An 18,871-nucleotide genomic window follows, 5' to 3' on the forward strand; every position below is an offset into this window, starting at 1 on the left:
CCGCCCGCGGCGCTTCAGCAACGGCACTTTTGCCGTTGTTTCGGAGCAATTCCGCCCGCGGCGCTTCAACAGCGGCACTTTTGCCGTTGTTGATATACACCGTCCCCCACGGGCAGTGCAGGCGACTTGGATTTCAGTCTAGCGTTACCTTGAGAACGACTCCCCATGAATCCTACGGCAGCTCCAAGTGGAAAATGGGTAACTAATTTGCTTGCTCGTCCTGTTCTCCGCAGGTGAAGTGGAAAAAGGTACACTAATTCAGCTCATTTCGCCATTGGACGAGGAATATAAACCCATTAGGTTTCCTTTTTCCATTTAATTCTCAGGATTGTTGAATTTCGGGAGAAATAAGCTCCCTTTTTCCAACTAGCGCTTGCGAAGAGGCCGGTGAGCAAGCGCTAGTTGGAATGAGGAGATCAGACTGATCCCTCAACTTAATAGTTTACAAGATAAGAGCAAACCAGCCCGCAGGCCTTCTACAACGGTATTTCTGCCGTTGCTGATCCAAAAAAGCCAGGCCGCGTATACACGGGTTCCCTCCCTATATACGCGACCTGCCTCTATTCACGGGTCCCTCCCTGTATACGCGGCCTGGCTTCTATTCATCTGCCGGCTGGGCGGGCAGCTTACTTGACGGCCGCGAACATCGTCACTCCGCCGGGCTCCGGCTCGATGACTTCCGCCCGCTCCCGGCGCACCAGCTCGGCCAGATGCGCCAGCGTCTCGCTCATCGCGAACCGCATCTGGTGCGCGCTGGACACGCGGCTGCGGAACAGCGCTTCGCATACCGCGAAGCCGCTGAGCGGGCCGCCCGCGAGCAGAGCGGCTGCCTGATCCAGCCGCTCTTCGTGATGGCGCAGCAGGCTGTCCGCCCGCTCCGTGAAGCCCGTGAACGGTTCCCGGTGTCCCGGGAACGCCCGGGTCACCCGGAGGCTGCGCAGCTCGCGCAGCCCCTCCATGAAGGTGCGCAGCGGCTGCGGATCGCTGCCCGGCTGCAGACTGACGTTGGGCGAGATCTGCGGCAGCACTGCATCGCCGCAGAGAATCTGCCCGCTGCCGCCGTGATAAAAGGACAAATGCCCCGGCGCATGTCCGCCGGTTACCAGCGGCTGCCATTTGCGGTTGCCCATGATGAACGGCTCCGCCGCGTTGATATAGGCCACCTCCGGCTGCGGAGTGACCTGGGGCAGGAAGCGCTCCAGATGCTCCCTGATCCCCTGCACCCAATCCTCCGGCATGCCGTAGCGGAGGAAGAACAGCGGCAGCGCTTCATTCAGAATCGCCTCCGCTCCCCAGGTCAGCCGGGCTTCGTCATGGGCCCGTTCCGACATCCAGACCTTGCCGCCGCTGCGGGATTGCAGCCAGCCGGCAAGACCGTAATGGTCCGGATGATGATGCGTAACCACGATATCCCGGATTGCGCTCCAGGAATAGTCCAGTTCCTGAAGCACAACTTCCCATGCCGCTTCCGCCTCAGGCGTGTGGGGCCCAGGGTCAATCACCGTAAGCTGTCCGTTCCGGTCAGGCAGAATATAGCTGTTCACCTGGCGCAGCGGTGGGTCCATCGGAACAGACACCTGAATGATGCCGCCTTCCCATGTAATCAGGTCTGCCTTTGACATCATGCCGTCCCCCCCTCCCTTGAATCTTCTCCCCGATACCATCTTAGGGACGCACACCCGTAAAGATCATCCGCCGTGAATTTTCCGCCTCATACTCATCTTCCTCATAACTGCCGTGCACAGCTTCCAGCTGAAGGCCTGCAGCGGCAATCATCTCGCGGAATTTCTCCAGCGGATACAGCTTGACCCGCTCATGATATTTGCGGGGGGCACCGCCTGACTTCGAGGTCAGGATGATGTCCTTCTTGACATAGCCATCCTCAATCCGCCGCGACTCATCAATCAGGGTGTCCCCGTCCTCACGGACAGAGTGTGGAACCAGATGGCGGATCACATGGGCCGGATTCAAAAAATCAACAATGAACTTGCCGCCCGGCACCAGCATGCGGTGAATTTCCCGCAGCACCTTGATCTGCTCCTCATCCTCTTCAAAATATCCAAACGAAGTAAACAAATTTACCACAGCCGCAAAACCGCCCTCAAGCGGCAGCCTGCGCATATCCGAACGTATCCAGGTCACGGCTTCGGCCCCGGCCTGCGCCCGTGCTTCACGAAGCAGCGCTTCTGACAAATCCACACCCGTAACCTCATAGCCCGCTTCCGCAAGCGCCAGGGAATGGCGGCCCATGCCGCAGCATAAGTCCAGCACTTTGGCCCCTTGCGGCAGCTCCAGCCAGCCGATCATTTTCTCCACCTCGCGCCGTGCCCCGCCGAAATCCCTGTGCCTGTAGACGATTAAATAATCCTCGCCAAAGCTATCCTCATACCATTCACCCATGTTCCTTTCTCCTTCCGCAGCAGCGCCTGCAAGAGCCTCTCTATGTATGTAACGCGTATCCAAACTAAGCTCCCGATTTTCACGGCCATACCCCTGCTTTTTCTCCTCATGCCGGGTTTGAATATAGCACCCAATGTAACGCAATTGTACCGCCTTTTATAGGTAAACTCAAAAAAGAGTCGCCATTTCGCCATACTTCCCGCATCATGGCAACTCTTTAGCCGCTTCTATAGAAGCTATATACATTAGCTTTACATGTTGGGGATAGTCGTCACTGCGGGGAATGTATGGATTTCCAGCCGCTGTTGTCCCCGGGTTTCTTGAATAAACCGTTAATTGCGGTTGAAACCCGGTGACTGATTATACTTCCGATGCGGGCTTTCCTGCGAAAAGCTTTCAGGCGGCGCTTCCGTCCCTACAGTTCCAACTCCCCCTCCGCAAATCCGCCGTTTTTTGTGTTTTTAAGTTCATCTTATCTAGCTCTGCCGCTGCAAATAGACTCTCGCTTCATAAGGCCGGAGCTTCAGACTCTTCAAGTCTTCCTCTTTATTCGGCGTGTAATTGGAAATCAGCAGTTCCAGCTTCTCCGGCAGAAAATCCTCCGGCAGCTCAAATACCGGCTCCCGCTCAAAAAAATTCAGGATTACCAGCAGCCGCTGCTCCTCCAGCGTGCGGGTATATGCATAAATTTCCGGGTGCTCTTCCAGCAGCAGGGTATAGTCGCCGTAGACAATGACCTGATGTTTTTTTCGCAGCTCAATCAGCTTCTTGTAGTAATGATAGATCGAATCCGGGTCCTTGACTGCACTCGCTGCGTTGATCTCCCTGGAATTGGAGTTTACCCGGATCCAGGGCACGCCTGTTGTAAACCCGCCGTTCTCCCCATCGTTCCATTGCATCGGCGTACGGGCGTTGTCCCGGCTTTTTTTATGGATCGCGGCCATGATGTCGGCTTCGGGAACGCCATTCGTACGTTTTTCTTCATAATAATTCAGCGTCTCCACATCACGGTAATCATCAATCGACTCAAAACCCGCATTCGTCATCCCGAGCTCCTCACCCTGATAGATATAAGGCGTTCCCTCCAGCATGTGAATAAAAGTAGCCAGCATTTTGGCCGAGGGGATGCGGTAATACAGATCGTTGCCGAACCGGGATACCGAGCGCGGCTGGTCATGGTTGCACAAATAGTTGGCGTTCCAGCCTTTGCCGTGCAGGACCGTCTGCCAATTGCTGATGATCTTCTTAAGCTCCAGGAGGCTCCAGGGTACCGTATCCCATTTTCCTCCGCCTGGCGCCGCGCAATCCAGATTCATATGCTCGAATTGAAAGGTCATATTCAGCTCGCGGCGTCCATCGCCGACATAATCCAGCGCCTGCTCCGGGCCCAGGCCCGAGGTTTCGCCGACCGTCATGATATCGTAAAAGTAGAGCACCTGATCGTTCAGGTTGCGCAGCAGCGTGTGTACATGCTCCAGATTGGAGAACATATCATATGCCCGCACCGTTGCCGTTCCATGGGGATTCAAGGCGTCGGGATACCCGCCCTTCTTCACAATATGGGCGATTGCATCAAACCGGAAGCCGTCGACCCCTTTTTTCAGCCACCACTGCACCATTTCATGCAGCTTGTCGATCACGGCGGGGTTTTCCCAGTTCAGGTCCGGCTGGAATTTGGAATAGAGATGCAGATAATATTCATCCGTCTTGGGATCAAGCTCCCAGACCGAACCGCTGAAATAGGACTCCCAGTTGTTCGGCGGACCGCCGTTTTTGCCTTTTCTCCAGATGTAGTAATCCCGTTTGGGATTATCCTTCGAGCTTCTGGATTCAATAAACCAGGGATGCTGATGGGAAGTATGGTTCAGCACCAGATCCATCATCAGCTTCATTCCGCGCGAGTGCATCTCCCGCAGCAGCCGGTCAAAATCATCCATCGTCCCGAATTCCTTCATAATGTCGCAATAATCACTGATATCATAGCCGTTGTCATGATTTGGAGATTTATAGATCGGACAGATCCAGATCACATCCACGCCCAGATCCTGCAAATAATCCAGCTTGGACATAATTCCACGCAGATCTCCAATCCCGTCACCATTGCTATCCATGAAGCTGATCGGATAAATCTGGTATACTACGCTTTCCTTCCACCATTTTGGGTTCACAAGGATTCCCTCCGCTTCTGCAATTCAGACATTTTAGTATATCTTAACCACACTGGCGGAAGAGAATAACAAAATTTGATAATTCGCTGCTTCGCAAGCATTACTCTCCTGTGTCCTCCACCGAAGCGAACTGGTACAGAATCACCTGCTTGCCATTCAGCGCAAAAACCTGGGGCGTGCGGCCGTTCAAGTTCCCCTTGAAATATTTATCTAAACGAAACCACGACCGGCAATGTTGCATATCGGTGTCACATACGCAACGTGGTTCAGCATTTAAAACAAGGAAAAAGACGGGATCGCCTTCTTATAGAAGACCTCCCGTCTCGGCATGCATTGCTGCTCTCTGAGACTAGCTTAATTGCTTGATTACAATCGACGCATTGACATTCGCCTGTGTCCCCCCGGCCAGCGTCTGCAGTGTGACAGCCGCAGCAGAGCTGTGGTTGCGCAGCGTCAGCACATCTCCCGATGACAAGGCCAAGATCGCCTGCCCGGTGTTTTGCTGAGTTCCTGCACCTGAGCCGTATACGGTACCCGGGACCAAGGCTCCATTGACGAACAATGCGAACTGATTGGGTTCCACGCCGGATACCGAGAAATTAACCTCATAAATCCCCGCATTGGTGACTGAAATCGTCGTTGTGCCGGGAGCATGAGTAATTCCCGGAGTCAGCAGACCGTTCGTATCAAAAGACACGTCCGCTTCAATCGGCACCACCTGGGCGCCGAGGTTATACACATAACCGAAATTGGCAATTCCGCCAGCCGCTCCGGTTGCGCCCGTTGCTCCGGCAGGCCCTGCCGCTCCGGTTGCTCCAGCGGGTCCTGCTGCTCCGGCAGGTCCGGCAGGTCCGGCAGGTCCGGCAGGTCCTGCCGCTCCTGTTGCTCCGGCGGGTCCTGCTGCTCCGGCGGGTCCAGCCGCACCCGTTGCTCCTGGTGCACCCGCTGGTCCTGCTGCTCCGGCGGGGCCCGCTGCACCCGTCGCTCCTGGTGCACCCGCTGGTCCTGCCGGACCTGTGGGTCCCGCGGGGCCGCCAGCTCCGGCTGGCCCAGCCGGCCCGGCGGGTCCGGCAGGACCCACCAGTCCGCCGATTCCCGCCGGGCCTATGGCTCCGGCGGCTCCCAGCGCTCCAGCGGCTCCCAGTGCACCGGCAGCTCCCAGTGCACCCGTTGCCCCCGCTGCACCAAGCGCACCAACAGCTCCTGCGGCGCCGAGAAGCCCGGCGGCACCAATAGCACCCAAGCCGCCGGTTGCGCCACGCGCTCCTAACGCTCCAGCCACGCCTGCGGCGCCCAACGCTCCGGCGGCACCTACAGCCCCCAGAGCTCCAGCAGCACCCGTTGCACCTAAAGCTCCTGCTGCTCCGGCAGCACCCAAAGCTCCTGCTGCCCCGGCGGCTCCGGCGGCCCCCAGCGCTTCCACAGCACCGGCTGCACCAAGTGCTCCAGCAGCTCCCGCCGCACCCAATGCACCAAGTGGAATATTCACACGGACAATCTGCCTTTTGACGATGATTTCCTTGCAGCAGCACTTCTTGCCATCTTCATGTTTCCGTTTTACAGGCTTCCTTTTAGGCCGTTTCTTAGGCAACTTTGGCAAAGGACATTCAAGCAGCTCCTTTTCAGGATTGGGGCATTTTTTCTTATGCTCAAGACGTCTCATTTTCAGCACCTCCAATAGACTTGATGTATAGTACTCCATTTACCTATGGGGTGCATGGACATTCGTCTTGTAGGCTGCTACTTATTTTTTGAAAAACTGGATGTTCATACTGTCTGGACAAGCAGAAATCACCTGGGAATACAACAAACTGTTCAAATGCCTGGACACATTCCCTCCACAGCGGGCATATACTATAGATTGGACAACCCGCCCAGCCCACTCAGGATTATTTGAGCATGCACCTTGGCCAGCACATTAAATCCAATCCCTCCAGTTCTGCTGCACAGAGCATAATAGATCTTCACCGCAGGCCAAAAAGGACCGATTCTGCTGCAAATTCGCAATAGAAGGGTCCCTTGCTTTCATTATGAATTTCTCTAAATCTTCTTCAATAGGCCTTTCTACAACAGCCCCACCATTCTCAGCCCTTCATAAATCCCGTTCTCGCTGACATGCTTGGTAACATATGACGCGGCTGCCTTCACTTCTTCCTCCGCATTACCCATCGCAACCCCATGACCGACAAAGCCCAGCATCTCCAGATCATTCAGGCCGTCACCAAACGCATATACATCTTCCTTCTGCACGCCAAGGATTGTCATCATCTGCTGAATGCCTCCTGCCTTCGAGCCATTCCCCGGCAGCACATCCATACACAGCGGGTGCCAGCGGATAAAATTCAGATGCGGATAGGTTTCTGCATACAGGTCCTGCTCTTTCTGCCGGCAAAAAATGAGCGCCTGGTAGATTTCATGCTGCAGAAAATACTCCGCATCATGTGTCGGAAATGCCAGCTTCAGCGAACCGATGCTAGTCTTGATATACTCATGCTCCGCAACATTTACTTTCATCCCTGCTGCATCAATATAGCCCACCGGATGATCATTTTTTTGGGCAAATAAGGTAAGTTCCTGCAATGAAGGAGTGTCCAGCGGGTTGCGGTAGATCACTTCTCCTTCATAAACAACATACTGCCCGTTGAGCGACACATACGAATGAATGTCCAGCTCTTTGCGCAAATCCTCGAACATGTACGCAGCTCTGCCCGTAGCAATTGCTACATTGTGGCCCCGTCTTTTCAGTTCGGCAATGGCTTCCTTCGTGGAAGCTGGAATTCGTTTTTCCTCGTCATAGATCGTACCGTCAATATCAAAAAAGATTGTTTTTAGGGTCATAGCCTCTCCATTCTCCTTGTTCTCTCTGCTTATTATTCCTGCTCAAGATTGTAGATGCTTGTGGTATGCGATGCAAGCTGTCTTTTTCAGAAAATGGAGAAGTGCAGCATGATAACACAGCAAAAAAGCAAGCAGTACCTGCCTATCCTCCTTAAAGAAAGACAGCTGCTGCTTGCTTATCATTAACACTTCAAATGTTCATGGTATCTTAGTCCCGGCAAGTTAAGCTTCATTCTTACACAGCATTCTGAGCCCGCTGCTGTTCTTCCATCAGCCACTGCACCAGCATATATTCGGGAACCGTGCCTTTGTGGGACCCGGCATATTCGCGGACCCGCACCAGAAGGCGCCCTGCGGTATCGGGTGTGATTGCCAGGCCCAACTGGTCCAGCACATGGGCCACACCGCCGGTGCCGGAATGCTTGCCCAATACAAAACGGTGGCTCCGGCCTACTTCTGAGGGATCAAAGGTCTGATAGGTAGCTCTCTCCTTCATCAGCCCGTCCACATGGATTCCCGACTCATGGGTAAAAGCCAGCTGTCCCACGATCGGCTTGGCATCACCCACGCTGCGGCCGGAAGCGGCAATTACCTTGTCCGCCAAACCTTTGAGCAGATCGAATCTTATGCTACTCTCCCCGCCGTAGAGGTGGTGCCAGGCCATTGCCACTTCCTCCATGGCTGCGTTCCCGGTGCGTTCTCCGATCCCGGCAACCGTGGTGCTGGCCCAGGCAGCGCCTGCGGCAATGCCGCTCAGCGTATTCGCACAGGCCAAGCCAAAATCGTTATGGCAGTGCACCTCCAGCTCGACATCACCGGGAACTTCACCGAGCAGCGTACTTACCCGCCCGGCAATCTGTCCCGGATGATGCGCCGACACAGTATCCGCATAGCGGAACCTGCGGATGCCTTCCCTGTGCAGCGAATTCACCAGCCGGACCAGAAAACCCATATCGGCCCTTGATGAATCCTCCATGCCCACCGACACCGTCATGCCCAGCGAAAGGGCATATTCCGCCGCACCCAGCAGTTTGTTCAGACCCTCATCCGTTGAGAGTCCCAGCTTGCCTTGCAGCTGAATCTCCGAGACAGGAATGGACACATGACTCCAGTTGACTCCCGTTGCCCGCGCCTTGTCAATATCCCCCGGCAACGAGCGGTTCCAGGTCATCAGCTTCATCGGGAGATTCAATTCGGCAATCGCCGCAATATCCTCCTGCTCCCGCGTACCCATGGCAGGAATCCCTACCTCTGCCTGCTCAACTCCGCACTCCGACAGCAACTTTGCGATTTCCAGCTTTTCCGCCCTCGTGAATGATACTCCAGCCGCCTGTTCGCCATCCCTCAGTGTCGTGTCACAAAGCTTGAGACTTTTCACGGTGTACCTCCTTCTCCGCAGCAAGCGCATTTCGGATTACGGGAAATATGGACGCTGTAACAGGCGAAGTCGAGTGAGCTGAAGCGATGCATTACGCCCGCATAAGTTGTCCCTACCCCTGTAATCCATTTTACGGCTTCCAGCGCAGCCAGACAACCCGCAATTCCGGAGGTGGCTCCCAGAACTGGAAATCCAAGCGGCTCCCACTGGGGTGCCACATCCGGGTATAGGCATTCCAGGCAGGGGGTTACACCGGGAATAACCGTCGTGAGGGAAATTTCAAAACCGTACATAGCAGCTTCCACCATTGGCGTTCCGGTATCTACACACAGGCGGTTCAGCGCATACCTCTCGGGAAAGTCATAACGGGCATCAATTACAATATCGGCATCCTGTACCCAGGGTCTGGCAAGGGGAATTTCAATTCTGGCATTGTGGCCCTCAATCTCGACATGCGGGTTCAGACGCTTCAACTGGGCAATCGCTGTACTCATGCGTTCCATCCCCAGATGCTCCGTATCCATCAGAATCTGCCGGTTCAGATCAGGAGGGACAATAACCCCTTCATGGGCCAAAATAAGCCTGCCGACACCCGCCGCAGCCAGATACAGCGCAGCCGTTCCTCCCAGCCCGCCAATTCCCGCAACCATCACCGTCGCTTCCTTCAGCGCCCTTTGCCCCTCTTCTCCGAGCAGCTTAAGCTGCCGGGCATACCGATCCAGCTCCAACCCTCCGGCAAGCGGCTCCATCCCCATCCCCCCTGCGACTGATCATAAATTTGCAGCTTTAGCCTTCAAGGCTGAACAATCCGTGGCATGCGGTGATTTCCTTATATTTCTCCAAAAAAGCCAGACCCTCCTCCACACATTCCACCCCGTAGCGGATGGCCTTCTCCTCCGAAGTGAACGGGAATGGAGCACCGGCCCGCAGGCTCTTCAGCACCAGAATAACGCGTCCGGTATACAGCAGCCCCCGTCCAAAACCCTCAACATTAATCTCGGCGGTGCTCTGCACCATGGCTCCGCTCTTCTCTTCCATGACTCCGGCGATCGCCTGGAACAAAATCGGAACCTGCTGGCGCACCTTCGGAGATACGGCGCAGTTGAAGTCCGATTGATCCTTGTCCTCGGCGGATGCCAGAAACAGCTTGGCAATCTTCTCCTGCGGAGACAGCGGGGCATGGCGCCCGAAGAAGTCCGCCGTATCGAGCAGATGGCACAATCGTCGGACCAAAGCATCCGCTGTACCGGGGTCCAGCTCTTTTACAACCTTGCGGCGGCGGGGTTTCACCGCCGCCCCCTCCCGGGAAAACCCGGCCTGAACTGCCATCTTCCTGTTAGCCGACGATTCCATTGGCTTCCTCCCCTTCCCCGGTGCCTTCCTCTTCCGAACGCAGTACCTTGGCCAGCCACATTGGCGGCTTGCCCTGGAGCATATCAACCAGACGCTTCACCTGCTCGTCAATCGGGCTGCCGAACGGAACCTTAACCGGCATAATCTTGCGGCGTGTCACCCGCGCGGCGGCCGAGGCGCCGATCTGCATGATGAAGATCAGCGTGCAATCTTCTACCGCCTTCAGGCGGCTGTCAATTTTACCGGCTTCATCCTGATTCACAACAACCGGCAGCTTGCGAAGCTCTACCAGCTCACCGCCATTTTTAGTCACATTATATACGGCGAACATTGGACTTTGCCCGAAATGGGCATTGACCCGGCTTCCATCATCTGTGGCGAACGCTACCTTCACGGTGAACAGCCTCCCTCTGCATTAACAAATTCCCTGCTTTGTTGCTCCACTCCATGGCGCCTCTGTATCCTACGGAGACAGACATATAAGCGCCCAGCTCATTCCATACCGGGAACCCGGCCGGCATAAATGCAGCATCAATCCGCTGCGCTCCGGCGATACCGTGCGAATTGCTGATCCATAAATCGGCCCCCTTGCCCAGCACTTCGGCATCATCTAAATCCCCTACCCACACCTCGCGCTCCATTCCTGCAACCAGCGGGGTTTCATAGGAGGCAATCAGCGCCTTCTGCTCCACCCCCAGCTCTTCAAGCCAGCCGGAGACCGAGAAGAGATGATCCGGCTCCAGTGCAGCGAGGGCTGACATTCCCGCAAACTGGAAATGCGCGTCAAGCATGCTGTCGAGCAGATTCTCGCGCTGCCAGCAATAACGCAGCGGCACCGGTTCTCCGCTGATCTGATGCAGAAAATGCAGCAGATCGTCGGAGGCCTTCAGCCCCATCGCGCGCGCAAACACCTTATAGGGGGTCCCCAGCGCATTGTGAAGCCTTCTGGCCGGACGCTCCATGCTGCCGCCGATGGCAATCGTAAGCCCGGACTGCAGGCTCTGGAGCATGGAATCCAGCGGCACACCGCCACGGGTCAGCGGGGAGAACCCGGTCAGCAAATGACCCGACAAGGAGGTCGAGATATCCGGCAGCGCGATCACCTCGAACCCGAAGGAAGAAATCATCTCCTTCAGCTCCATCACATCCGCAGGTGTCAAAAAAGATCCGGGCAGCAGCGTAATCTGCCGGGTATTCACAGTTCTCGAACCCCGGTGGCCCACCTGCTGGATCATTTCATCGATCATCGACTCCACAGCTGCGCTGAAGCCCGATTCCAGTGATCCCCGGAAGTCCGGCAGCACCACGGAAAAGGCAAGCCCCCCGCGCATATTCCGCTCCCGCTTGTAGGATTTCAGCATACTCTGGTAATCCACCCCGGCGACATCGGTCAGTTCCGTTCCGATAATCCCGATGATATCGGGGCGGTGCTTGCTAAGCACCAGATTAAGGGCCTCCTCCAGATTGCGGTTGGCATCGAAGATTACGTCCATCTCCTGCAGGGCGGAGGTCTGTACGGCAATCGGCTCACGGAAATGCCGGGTCAGGAGCGCCTTGGGAAAAGCAGAGCAGCCCTGCGAGCCGTGCATCAGCGGCATGGCGCGGTAGCAGCCCTGCAGGGCCAGCACGGCACCGAGCGACTGGCCGATCTTGATCGGATTGACTGCAGCCGGCTTTTTTCTTCTGTTAACGGTCATAGGGAGGGGCCTCCTTATCCCACGGAGCCGGGCTGGCTGCCAGCTTCCAGATCGGATTGGCCAGGGAATAGGTCAGTTCCTTGGCGAGCCGCAGAAGTCCTTCATAGCCCGCATACGCTTTATGCCGCTCCTGGTTGATATCAATGAACGGAATCTGTTCCTTCATCGCAACATACATATTGCGACCGCCCGCGATCATAATATCCGCTTTGCGTTCCCGCACCGTCTTGAGGATGCGGCTGGCACCGCCCTCGGGAATATATTCGGTATCGTCACTTACACGGTCTGCGATCCGCCGGACATCATCCTCTGTGCTTTTGTTTGTTCCGACGCCCACCACCTGAACGCCCAGCTCCTTCAGTGCGGAAATAACCGACCAGCTTTTGACGCCGCCGGTATAGAGCACCGCTTTTTTTCCTTTCAGAATTTTGCGGTAAGGGCGCAAATCCTGGCTGAGCCGGGCTTCTTCACGTTCGGTTAGACGGTCTACCCGGCGCTCCATATCACGGTCATTCATCAGATAGGCCATTTGCCGCAGCGAATAAGTCGTCTCCTTGGCCCCGTAAAAAGAGCCTTCGAAATAAGGGATACCGTATCTGGACTCCATTTCCCTGGCGAGTCCAAGCAAAGCCCGGCTGCAGACAACCATGTTCACTCTGGCGCGGTGCGCCCAGGCGATCTCCTTGTAGCGGGCATCTCCTGTTATCCGTGAGGTTACCGGAATGCCTGCACTGTTCATCAGCTTCTCGATATCCCACATCTCCCCGGCGATATTGTATTCGCCGATAAGATTGATCCCCATGGACATATCGGGAGATGGCTCCCCCGTACCGATGACATACTGCAGCAGCGCATCGCCGGCCAGACGGTTGCCGAGATTTTTGCTCCCGACAAATCCGGGGCTGTTCACAGGGATGACCGGGATACCGAGCCGTTCTGCCGCCGTCTTGCAGACGGCATCCATGTCTTCACCGATCAGGGCAGTCACACAGGTTGAATATACAAATATTGCCGGAGGCGCAAAGCGCTCGGCAATATAGTCAATACTGTCCTTCAGTTTCTTTTCTCCGCCAAAAATAATATCGGAATCGGTCAGATCCGTAGCAAAGCCATATTGGGACAGGGAAGGCCCGCTGGACAGGGTTCCCCTGCTCTCCCAACTGTTCCCGGCACAGGCAATCGGACCATGGACAAGATGTGCAGCGTCCATAATCGGCAGCAGTGTAATTTGGGCTCCGTCGAAGGAGCAGCCTCCGGCCGCTTCGCCCGGTTTGGGCCGTGGACAGGGCCTTACTTTCGGGGCCAGGCTCCCGCAAGCCCCGGAATCAAATTCGTCTTTTCGAACAGGGTCCATCGGCTCTTCATCTCCTTCGCTAAAGTTGCTTGCTTTCACGCAAACCTCGCGCTGCTTAGGCGGCCATTGCACATGATTGCAAAATCCTTCTACATCTATTCAAATATCACCGCACCAAATCATAGTTAAAACCGGAGTTGTTGCGGTCAAGCTCATCAAGGATCGTATTGACGAGCAGGCTCAACAGGTTCAGCGTGCCCTGATAGCCGATGATCGGATAACGGTGCATATGATGACGGTCCAGAATCGGAAACCCTACGCGAACCAGGGGCACACCCGCATCCTTGGCGGCAAATTTCAGATGCGAGCTGCCGATCGCCAGGTCAACCGGATCGTTGATCAGCAGCGAACGCATATGCCAGAGGTCATTGCCGATATAGAGCGCGGCTTCCGAGCCGTAAGGACTGGAAGCCAGAAGCGCTTCTGCTTCGTCCTTGAATTTCACTTCATTAAAATCGACATCGCCATTGGAGCAGACGATATGAACCGGCTCCATACCAATCTCCAGGCAGAATCCGATAAGTCCGATCAACAGATCCGGATCGCCTACGAGCGCAACCCGTTTGCCATGCAGATAAGGATGGCTGTCCGTCAGGGCATCTACTACGCGGCCTCGTTCCTCCATAAGCGAAGCCGGGATGGGCAGGCCTGTCAATTCACTGACGGCATCCAGCAGCTTATCTGTGCCGGTAATCCCCAGCGGTGTGGACATTGCCGTGAGCTGCTGGTTCCAGGTGCCGCTGATGAAATCCTGTGTTTTCTTCAATGTGTATTTCTGTAGTGATAATGTACCGAGAGCATTGGCTGCCAGAGGCACATCAGCGAGCTTCGTGCCGCCGTAGTAATATTCATACTCGCCTGTGGCCGGAGAGTCATAGTTGCCGCTGTGATCTCCCAGAAGCGTATATTTGGTATCAAAGGCATCGAGAATTTTGCGGATTTCAGCAAAGTTGCCGGTGTAAGGCTCAAACCCAAGCATTACATTCAGCTTCTCGCCCGACTCTTCGCCGCTTCCAGGGTTAGCCTGAATTCCGGAGCGTTCATACAGGTAGCTCAAAATGCCCTTCAGCATGGAATCGTAACCTGTAATATGCGAACCGACAAAGCTTGGCGTGTTGCAGAAGGCTACCGGGAAATCTTCTGTAATGGCCCCCTTGATCCGGGCATTGCCGATAAAAGAGGAAAGGTCATCACCGATAACTTCGGCCATGCAGGTAGTACAGAGAGCAATCATCTCCGGCTTGTAAAGAGCGATGCTGTTCTCCAAGCCGTCGATCAGATTGTTCATCCCGCCGAATACCGCTGCGTCCTCGGTCATCGAAGAAGAGACGGCAGGCGTAGGCTCTTTGAAATGGCGGCTGAGATGACTGCGGAAATAAGAGTTGCAGCCCTGTGAGCCATGAACGAATGGCAGTGTTTTCTCGAAGCCAAGCGCAGCCATCACTGAACCCAGCGGCTGGCAGGCTTTATGGGGGTTGATGACCACTGCTTTGCGGTCAAAGTTTTTTTGCATATATTCTGCGGATTTGGAGTAGGCGAGTGCTTCCGCTGTATCCTGTTCGCTGCAGGGTGCTTCAAACTGCTTTTTGTTTTCCCGCTGCTGAACGTAGCGTTCTTCGGAGAATAATGAGTTGTAGTCCGGAATCTCCAGTCTGTCCTTGCTCATACGCCCGCCCCCTCTTTCTGTGCTTTTTCCTTCTTGCGGATCAGGTTCCATACCGGACTGTTAACGGTCATATCCATGTCCTTGGCGAAGATTTTGAACCCGTCAAAGCCGTGATACGGGCCGCTGTAGTCCCAGGAATGCATCTGGCGGAACGGTACGCCCATCTTGTGGTACACATATTTTTCCTTGACGCCCGAGCCTACCAGATCGACATTTAATTTCTGAGCCAGTTCTTCCAGCTCATATGCAGTCGGGTCATCCATAATGATGGTTCCTTCCTTCATCATAGGGAAGGTTCTTTCGTAATCATCCTTATGGGCAAATTCATAACCGGAAGCTACGATATCCATGCCCAGATCCTCGTATGCTCCAATCGTATGCCGGGAACGCAGACCGCCGATCATCAGCAGCACCTTTTTATTCTCCAGACGCGGTTTGTATTTATTAATAATGGCATCCATTGCCGGTTTATGTCTGGCAATCATTTTAGCACAGTTCTCCTGGATCGTTGCATCGAACCGCGCTGCGATGGCACGCAGGCTCTCATAAGTCTTGGACGGTCCGAAGAAATTGTATTCCATCCACGGAATATCATAGGCCTTCTCCATATGATCCACCATGTAGTTCATGGAGCGGTGGCAGTGAATCAGATTCAGCTTCGCCTTATGGGCAATTTCCAGCTCGTTCAGGGTACCGTCGCCGGACCACTGGGCAATGACGCGAAGGCCCATTTCTTCCAGCAGAATACGGGAAGCCCATGCATCGCCGCCGATATTATAGTCCCCGATAATATTGACATCATAAGGGCCGGTTTCAGCCAGTTCGGCTTTGCCCAGCACGAAATCGCGGATGGCATCATTGGCGATGTGGTGGCCCAGCGACTGGCTGACGCCGCGGAATCCTTCGCAGCGCACCGGCACAATCGGCATATCCAGCTCTTTGGCCATTTTTTTGGATACCGCTTCAATATCATCGCCGATCAGACCGACCGGACATTCGGATTGTACAGAGATCCCTTTGGCGAGAGGGAACATTTCCGTAATCTCGCGCATGATGACTTCCAGCTTCTTGTCACCGCCGAAAACGATGTCCGTTTCCTGGAAATCACTTGTGATCTGCATAGCCGTAAAATTATCAATCCCCAGCGTGCCGTTGGCGTAGTTGCGGCGTGTGCCCCAGCTGTACTGTCCGCAGCCGATAGGACCGTGGCTGATATGAACCATATCTTTGATCGGACCCCATACCACACCTTTGGAGCCCGCAAAGGAGCAGCCGCGTGGCGTCATTACGCCGGGACGGGATTTAATATTAGACTTCAGGGCACACGTGCCGCAGGATTGGGCTTCTTCGGTATTGATCTGGAAATGCTTTTCGCGGTCTTTCTTCGCTTTTTTGGGATAGGCTTCCAGAACCTCTTCTACTATTTTTTTATTCTCCTCGATATTCAGTCCCATTCATTGCCCCTCCTTTTCGTGGTTGCTTAAGCCTGCGTGGCCTTAAGGCTACTGAAAGGTCATCTGGTGAAAGCCGTCTCTCCACTCCCGTTCACCAGATGACCGGGTATTCTGCAGCTGTACCGTCCTATTGGCCGGAAGCCTGCAGCTTCTTGAGTGCAGCTTCTTCATCTTCGATGATGCCGAATTCCATCAGCAGCTCTTCCAGTTCTTCCATTGAAATCGGGGTAGGGATGGTCAGCATTTTGTTGTTGAGGATTTTTTCAGCCAGAATTTCATATTCTTTGGCTTGTTGATGGGCAGGGTTATATTGGGCTACCGTCATTCTGCGCAGCTCGGCATGCTGAACGATGTTATCACGGGGTACGAAGTGGATCATTTGTGTGTTCAGACGGCGGGCAAGCTCCATGATCAGCTCATCTTCACGGTCGGTGTTGCGGCTGTTGCAGATCAGTCCGCCCAGTCTCACACCGCCGCTGGTAGCATATTTCAGGATACCGCGTGCAATGTTGTTGGCCGCGTACATCGCCATCATTTCACCGGAACATACGATGTAAATCTCTTGTGCCTTGCCTTCGCGGATCGGCATGGCGAAACCCCCGCATACAACGTCGCCCAGTACGTCATAGGATACAAAATCCAGATCCTGATAGGCGCCCTCCTGCTCCAGGAAGTTGATGGCAGTAATGATACCGCGTCCTGCACAGCCTACACCCGGTTCAGGTCCGCCGCACTCTACGTTGATAATGTCGCCAAAGCCGGTCTGCAGCACATCTTCAAGTTCCAAATCCTCTACCGAACCCAGTTCGGCTGCCAGCTCCAGCACCGAATTTTGTGCCTTGGTGTTCAGAATCAGGCGGGTGGAGTCTGCCTTCGGGTCACAGCCTACGATCATAATTCTTTGTTTGAATTTGGTTGCAAGCTGGGCCAAAGTGTTCTGGGAAGTTGTGGATTTACCGATACCGCCTTTACCGTAGAAAGCTATTTGTCTCATCATTCATCATCCCTTCGAAATGTTTATCGTTTCAAAATAAGAGCTGTACTTCACACTTTCGAGAATCGCTTCCTGTATTCCGCCTTTGCGTACGAGCGGCAAGATTCCGGCTTTGTTCAGGCTGGCACGGGGGCTATCACCGATCCCGGAGCAGAGAAGAATGCGGCAATCACTTAAAATGGAGATAATTTCTTGCAGCGTGGCGGCTTTGTCGCCGTTGCAGTCTGCTTTGCCATGGCAGTATGCCTGTATCTTGCGGACACCGAGCAGCTGAACCTCCGCTCCATCGGTATCGTAAACCAGGAATTCCGTGGCATGCCCGAAATGCTGGTTGACCTTGTCGCCGCCTCTGGTAGCCACCGCGACCCTGACCTTCAGTGCATTCTCCTGCAGCAATCTCGCCTCCTTCGCTTGGACCCGTTCCCGTATCTTCACGTCGAGCTCTCCTTGGAACAAGGCTCTGGCTTCTGCGTCGATCACCGGATCAGCCTCCATCGCTTCCAGCGGGAAGTCGCGGTTGCGGTCCTGGCCCAGCAGCCCGATGGCGTCTGCCCGGCATTGCCGGCAGTGGCGCATTACCTTCATACCGTCACGGCCCAGCAGTTCCTGCAAATTATGCAGCTCCTTCGGACGGGGCGCTTTGCGCCCATCCTGCTCATACTGGCTGCCCGGCGCGATAATCAGCGGTGTTACATTGTGCAGTGTGGCCCCGAGCTCTTTTACTCTTTTGGACACTGCGGGTAAATGATGATCGTTGACCCCAGGAATCATAATCGAATTCACTTTGACGAGAATCCCCAGCCTCGCCAGCAGTTCAAGACCTGTCAGCTGGCGGCTGATCAGCAGCTCTGCGGCAGCTTTTCCTTCATAACGCACACCTTCGTCGAACACCCAGGGATAAATCGCTTGACCCACATCAGCATCGATGGCGTTGATAGTAATGGTGACATGGCGGATGCCAAGCTCCACAATCTCATCAATATGCCGGTACAGCGTCAACCCGTTGGTGCTGAGGCAAAGGGAGACATCAGGCACAACCTTCTTCACCCGGGCGAAGGTGTCGAACGTCTGCTCCGGATTCGCCAGCGGATCGCCTGGGCCGGCAATGCCTACTACCGACAGCTGCATCAGTTGGGCGGCCACCCCTTTCACTTTTCGTTCCGCCTGTTCCGGGGTAAGCACCTCACTGACCACACCAGGCCTGCTCTCATTCACGCAGTCAAACTTGCGGTTGCAGTAATGGCACTGGATGTTGCAGGCGGGAGCTACCGGGATGTGCATCCTGGCATAAAACCGATGGGCTTCCTCGCTGTAGCAAGGGTGGCGGCTGATCTCCTCCTCTGCTTCACTTGATATACACGGCGACGGCTGCATCATTTCCCACCTCCTAAAAGTAACCTGATTAATAGAGTTTATTTATGCGGAATAATCAAGCTAATGTCATATTTCATAACATTAATTCGCTTGACCGCTTTAATTAGTCTCATCATATTTTCAATCCTATACATCGTCAATTGCATTCAGGCTTAAAAAGCCCTTTATTTCCTTATGTTTGCAGTTTCGCCATAT

General features: G+C 54.6%; 15 protein-coding genes. All 15 read right to left on the reverse strand.

Translation table 11 applies throughout. The features are described 5' to 3' along the window. Positions 1 to 626: 626 nt before the first annotated feature. Complete coding sequence (locus BLQ82_RS19185; RefSeq protein ID WP_341874801.1) at positions 627 to 1,625, reverse strand: MBL fold metallo-hydrolase; 999 nt, start codon at positions 1,623 to 1,625, stop codon at positions 627 to 629. 40 nt (positions 1,626 to 1,665) lie between these two features. After that, positions 1,666 to 2,400 (reverse strand): class I SAM-dependent methyltransferase, encoded by a 735-nt coding sequence (locus tag BLQ82_RS19190; RefSeq protein ID WP_062523374.1) that lies wholly within the window; start codon positions 2,398 to 2,400, stop codon positions 1,666 to 1,668. 476 nt (positions 2,401 to 2,876) lie between these two features. Continuing rightward, positions 2,877 to 4,568 (reverse strand): glycoside hydrolase family 13 protein, encoded by a 1,692-nt coding sequence (locus BLQ82_RS19195; protein ID WP_062523375.1) that lies wholly within the window; start codon positions 4,566 to 4,568, stop codon positions 2,877 to 2,879. Between the two features lie 349 nt (positions 4,569 to 4,917). After that, entirely contained in the window at positions 4,918 to 6,231 is a 1,314-nt protein-coding gene (locus tag BLQ82_RS19200; protein ID WP_074648416.1) for a BclA C-terminal domain-containing protein, read from the reverse strand. Between the two features lie 401 nt (positions 6,232 to 6,632). After that, a complete protein-coding gene (locus BLQ82_RS19205) occupies positions 6,633 to 7,406 on the reverse strand; it encodes a Cof-type HAD-IIB family hydrolase (RefSeq protein ID WP_062523376.1) in 774 nt (257 codons plus the stop codon). Positions 7,407 to 7,641: 235 nt separating this feature from the next. Further along, positions 7,642 to 8,784, reverse strand: a complete 1,143-nt coding sequence (locus BLQ82_RS19210) for a homocitrate synthase/isopropylmalate synthase family protein (RefSeq protein ID WP_062523377.1) — start codon at positions 8,782 to 8,784, stop codon at positions 7,642 to 7,644. Continuing rightward, entirely contained in the window at positions 8,781 to 9,533 is a 753-nt protein-coding gene (locus BLQ82_RS19215; RefSeq protein ID WP_062523378.1) for a HesA/MoeB/ThiF family protein, read from the reverse strand. The genes BLQ82_RS19210 and BLQ82_RS19215 overlap by 4 nt, the downstream gene beginning before the upstream one ends. 37 nt (positions 9,534 to 9,570) lie before the next feature. Next, positions 9,571 to 10,137, reverse strand: a complete 567-nt coding sequence (locus tag BLQ82_RS19220; protein WP_062523379.1) for a DUF269 domain-containing protein — start codon at positions 10,135 to 10,137, stop codon at positions 9,571 to 9,573. Continuing rightward, positions 10,121 to 10,531: a nitrogen fixation protein NifX gene (gene nifX / locus BLQ82_RS19225; protein ID WP_062523380.1), complete on the reverse strand. Its 411-nt coding sequence runs from the start codon at positions 10,529 to 10,531 to the stop codon at positions 10,121 to 10,123. Before nifX ends, BLQ82_RS19220 begins: the two co-directional genes overlap by 17 nt. Then, positions 10,506 to 11,834, reverse strand: a complete 1,329-nt coding sequence (gene nifN, locus BLQ82_RS19230; protein ID WP_062523381.1) for a nitrogenase iron-molybdenum cofactor biosynthesis protein NifN — start codon at positions 11,832 to 11,834, stop codon at positions 10,506 to 10,508. Before nifN ends, nifX begins: the two co-directional genes overlap by 26 nt. Then, entirely contained in the window at positions 11,824 to 13,188 is a 1,365-nt protein-coding gene (nifE, locus tag BLQ82_RS19235; protein WP_062523382.1) for a nitrogenase iron-molybdenum cofactor biosynthesis protein NifE, read from the reverse strand. The genes nifN and nifE overlap by 11 nt, the downstream gene beginning before the upstream one ends. 106 nt (positions 13,189 to 13,294) lie before the next feature. After that, entirely contained in the window at positions 13,295 to 14,854 is a 1,560-nt protein-coding gene (gene nifK / locus BLQ82_RS19240) for a nitrogenase molybdenum-iron protein subunit beta (protein ID WP_062523383.1), read from the reverse strand. Next, positions 14,851 to 16,308: a nitrogenase molybdenum-iron protein alpha chain gene (nifD, locus tag BLQ82_RS19245; protein WP_062523384.1), complete on the reverse strand. Its 1,458-nt coding sequence runs from the start codon at positions 16,306 to 16,308 to the stop codon at positions 14,851 to 14,853. Before nifD ends, nifK begins: the two co-directional genes overlap by 4 nt. Positions 16,309 to 16,435: 127 nt before the next feature. Continuing rightward, complete coding sequence (gene nifH, locus BLQ82_RS19250) at positions 16,436 to 17,305, reverse strand: nitrogenase iron protein (protein WP_231869764.1); 870 nt, start codon at positions 17,303 to 17,305, stop codon at positions 16,436 to 16,438. Positions 17,306 to 17,308: 3 nt separating this feature from the next. Next, the gene (gene nifB / locus BLQ82_RS19255; RefSeq protein ID WP_062523385.1) at positions 17,309 to 18,679 is read right to left on the reverse strand and encodes a nitrogenase cofactor biosynthesis protein NifB; all 1,371 of its coding nucleotides are present in this window, start codon (positions 18,677 to 18,679) and stop codon (positions 17,309 to 17,311) included. Positions 18,680 to 18,871: the final 192 nt, after the last annotated feature.

Origin of the sequence: Paenibacillus jilunlii (genome assembly GCF_900102965.1) — a bacterium.
GTDB lineage: Bacteria > Bacillota > Bacilli > Paenibacillales > Paenibacillaceae > Paenibacillus_AQ > Paenibacillus_AQ jilunlii.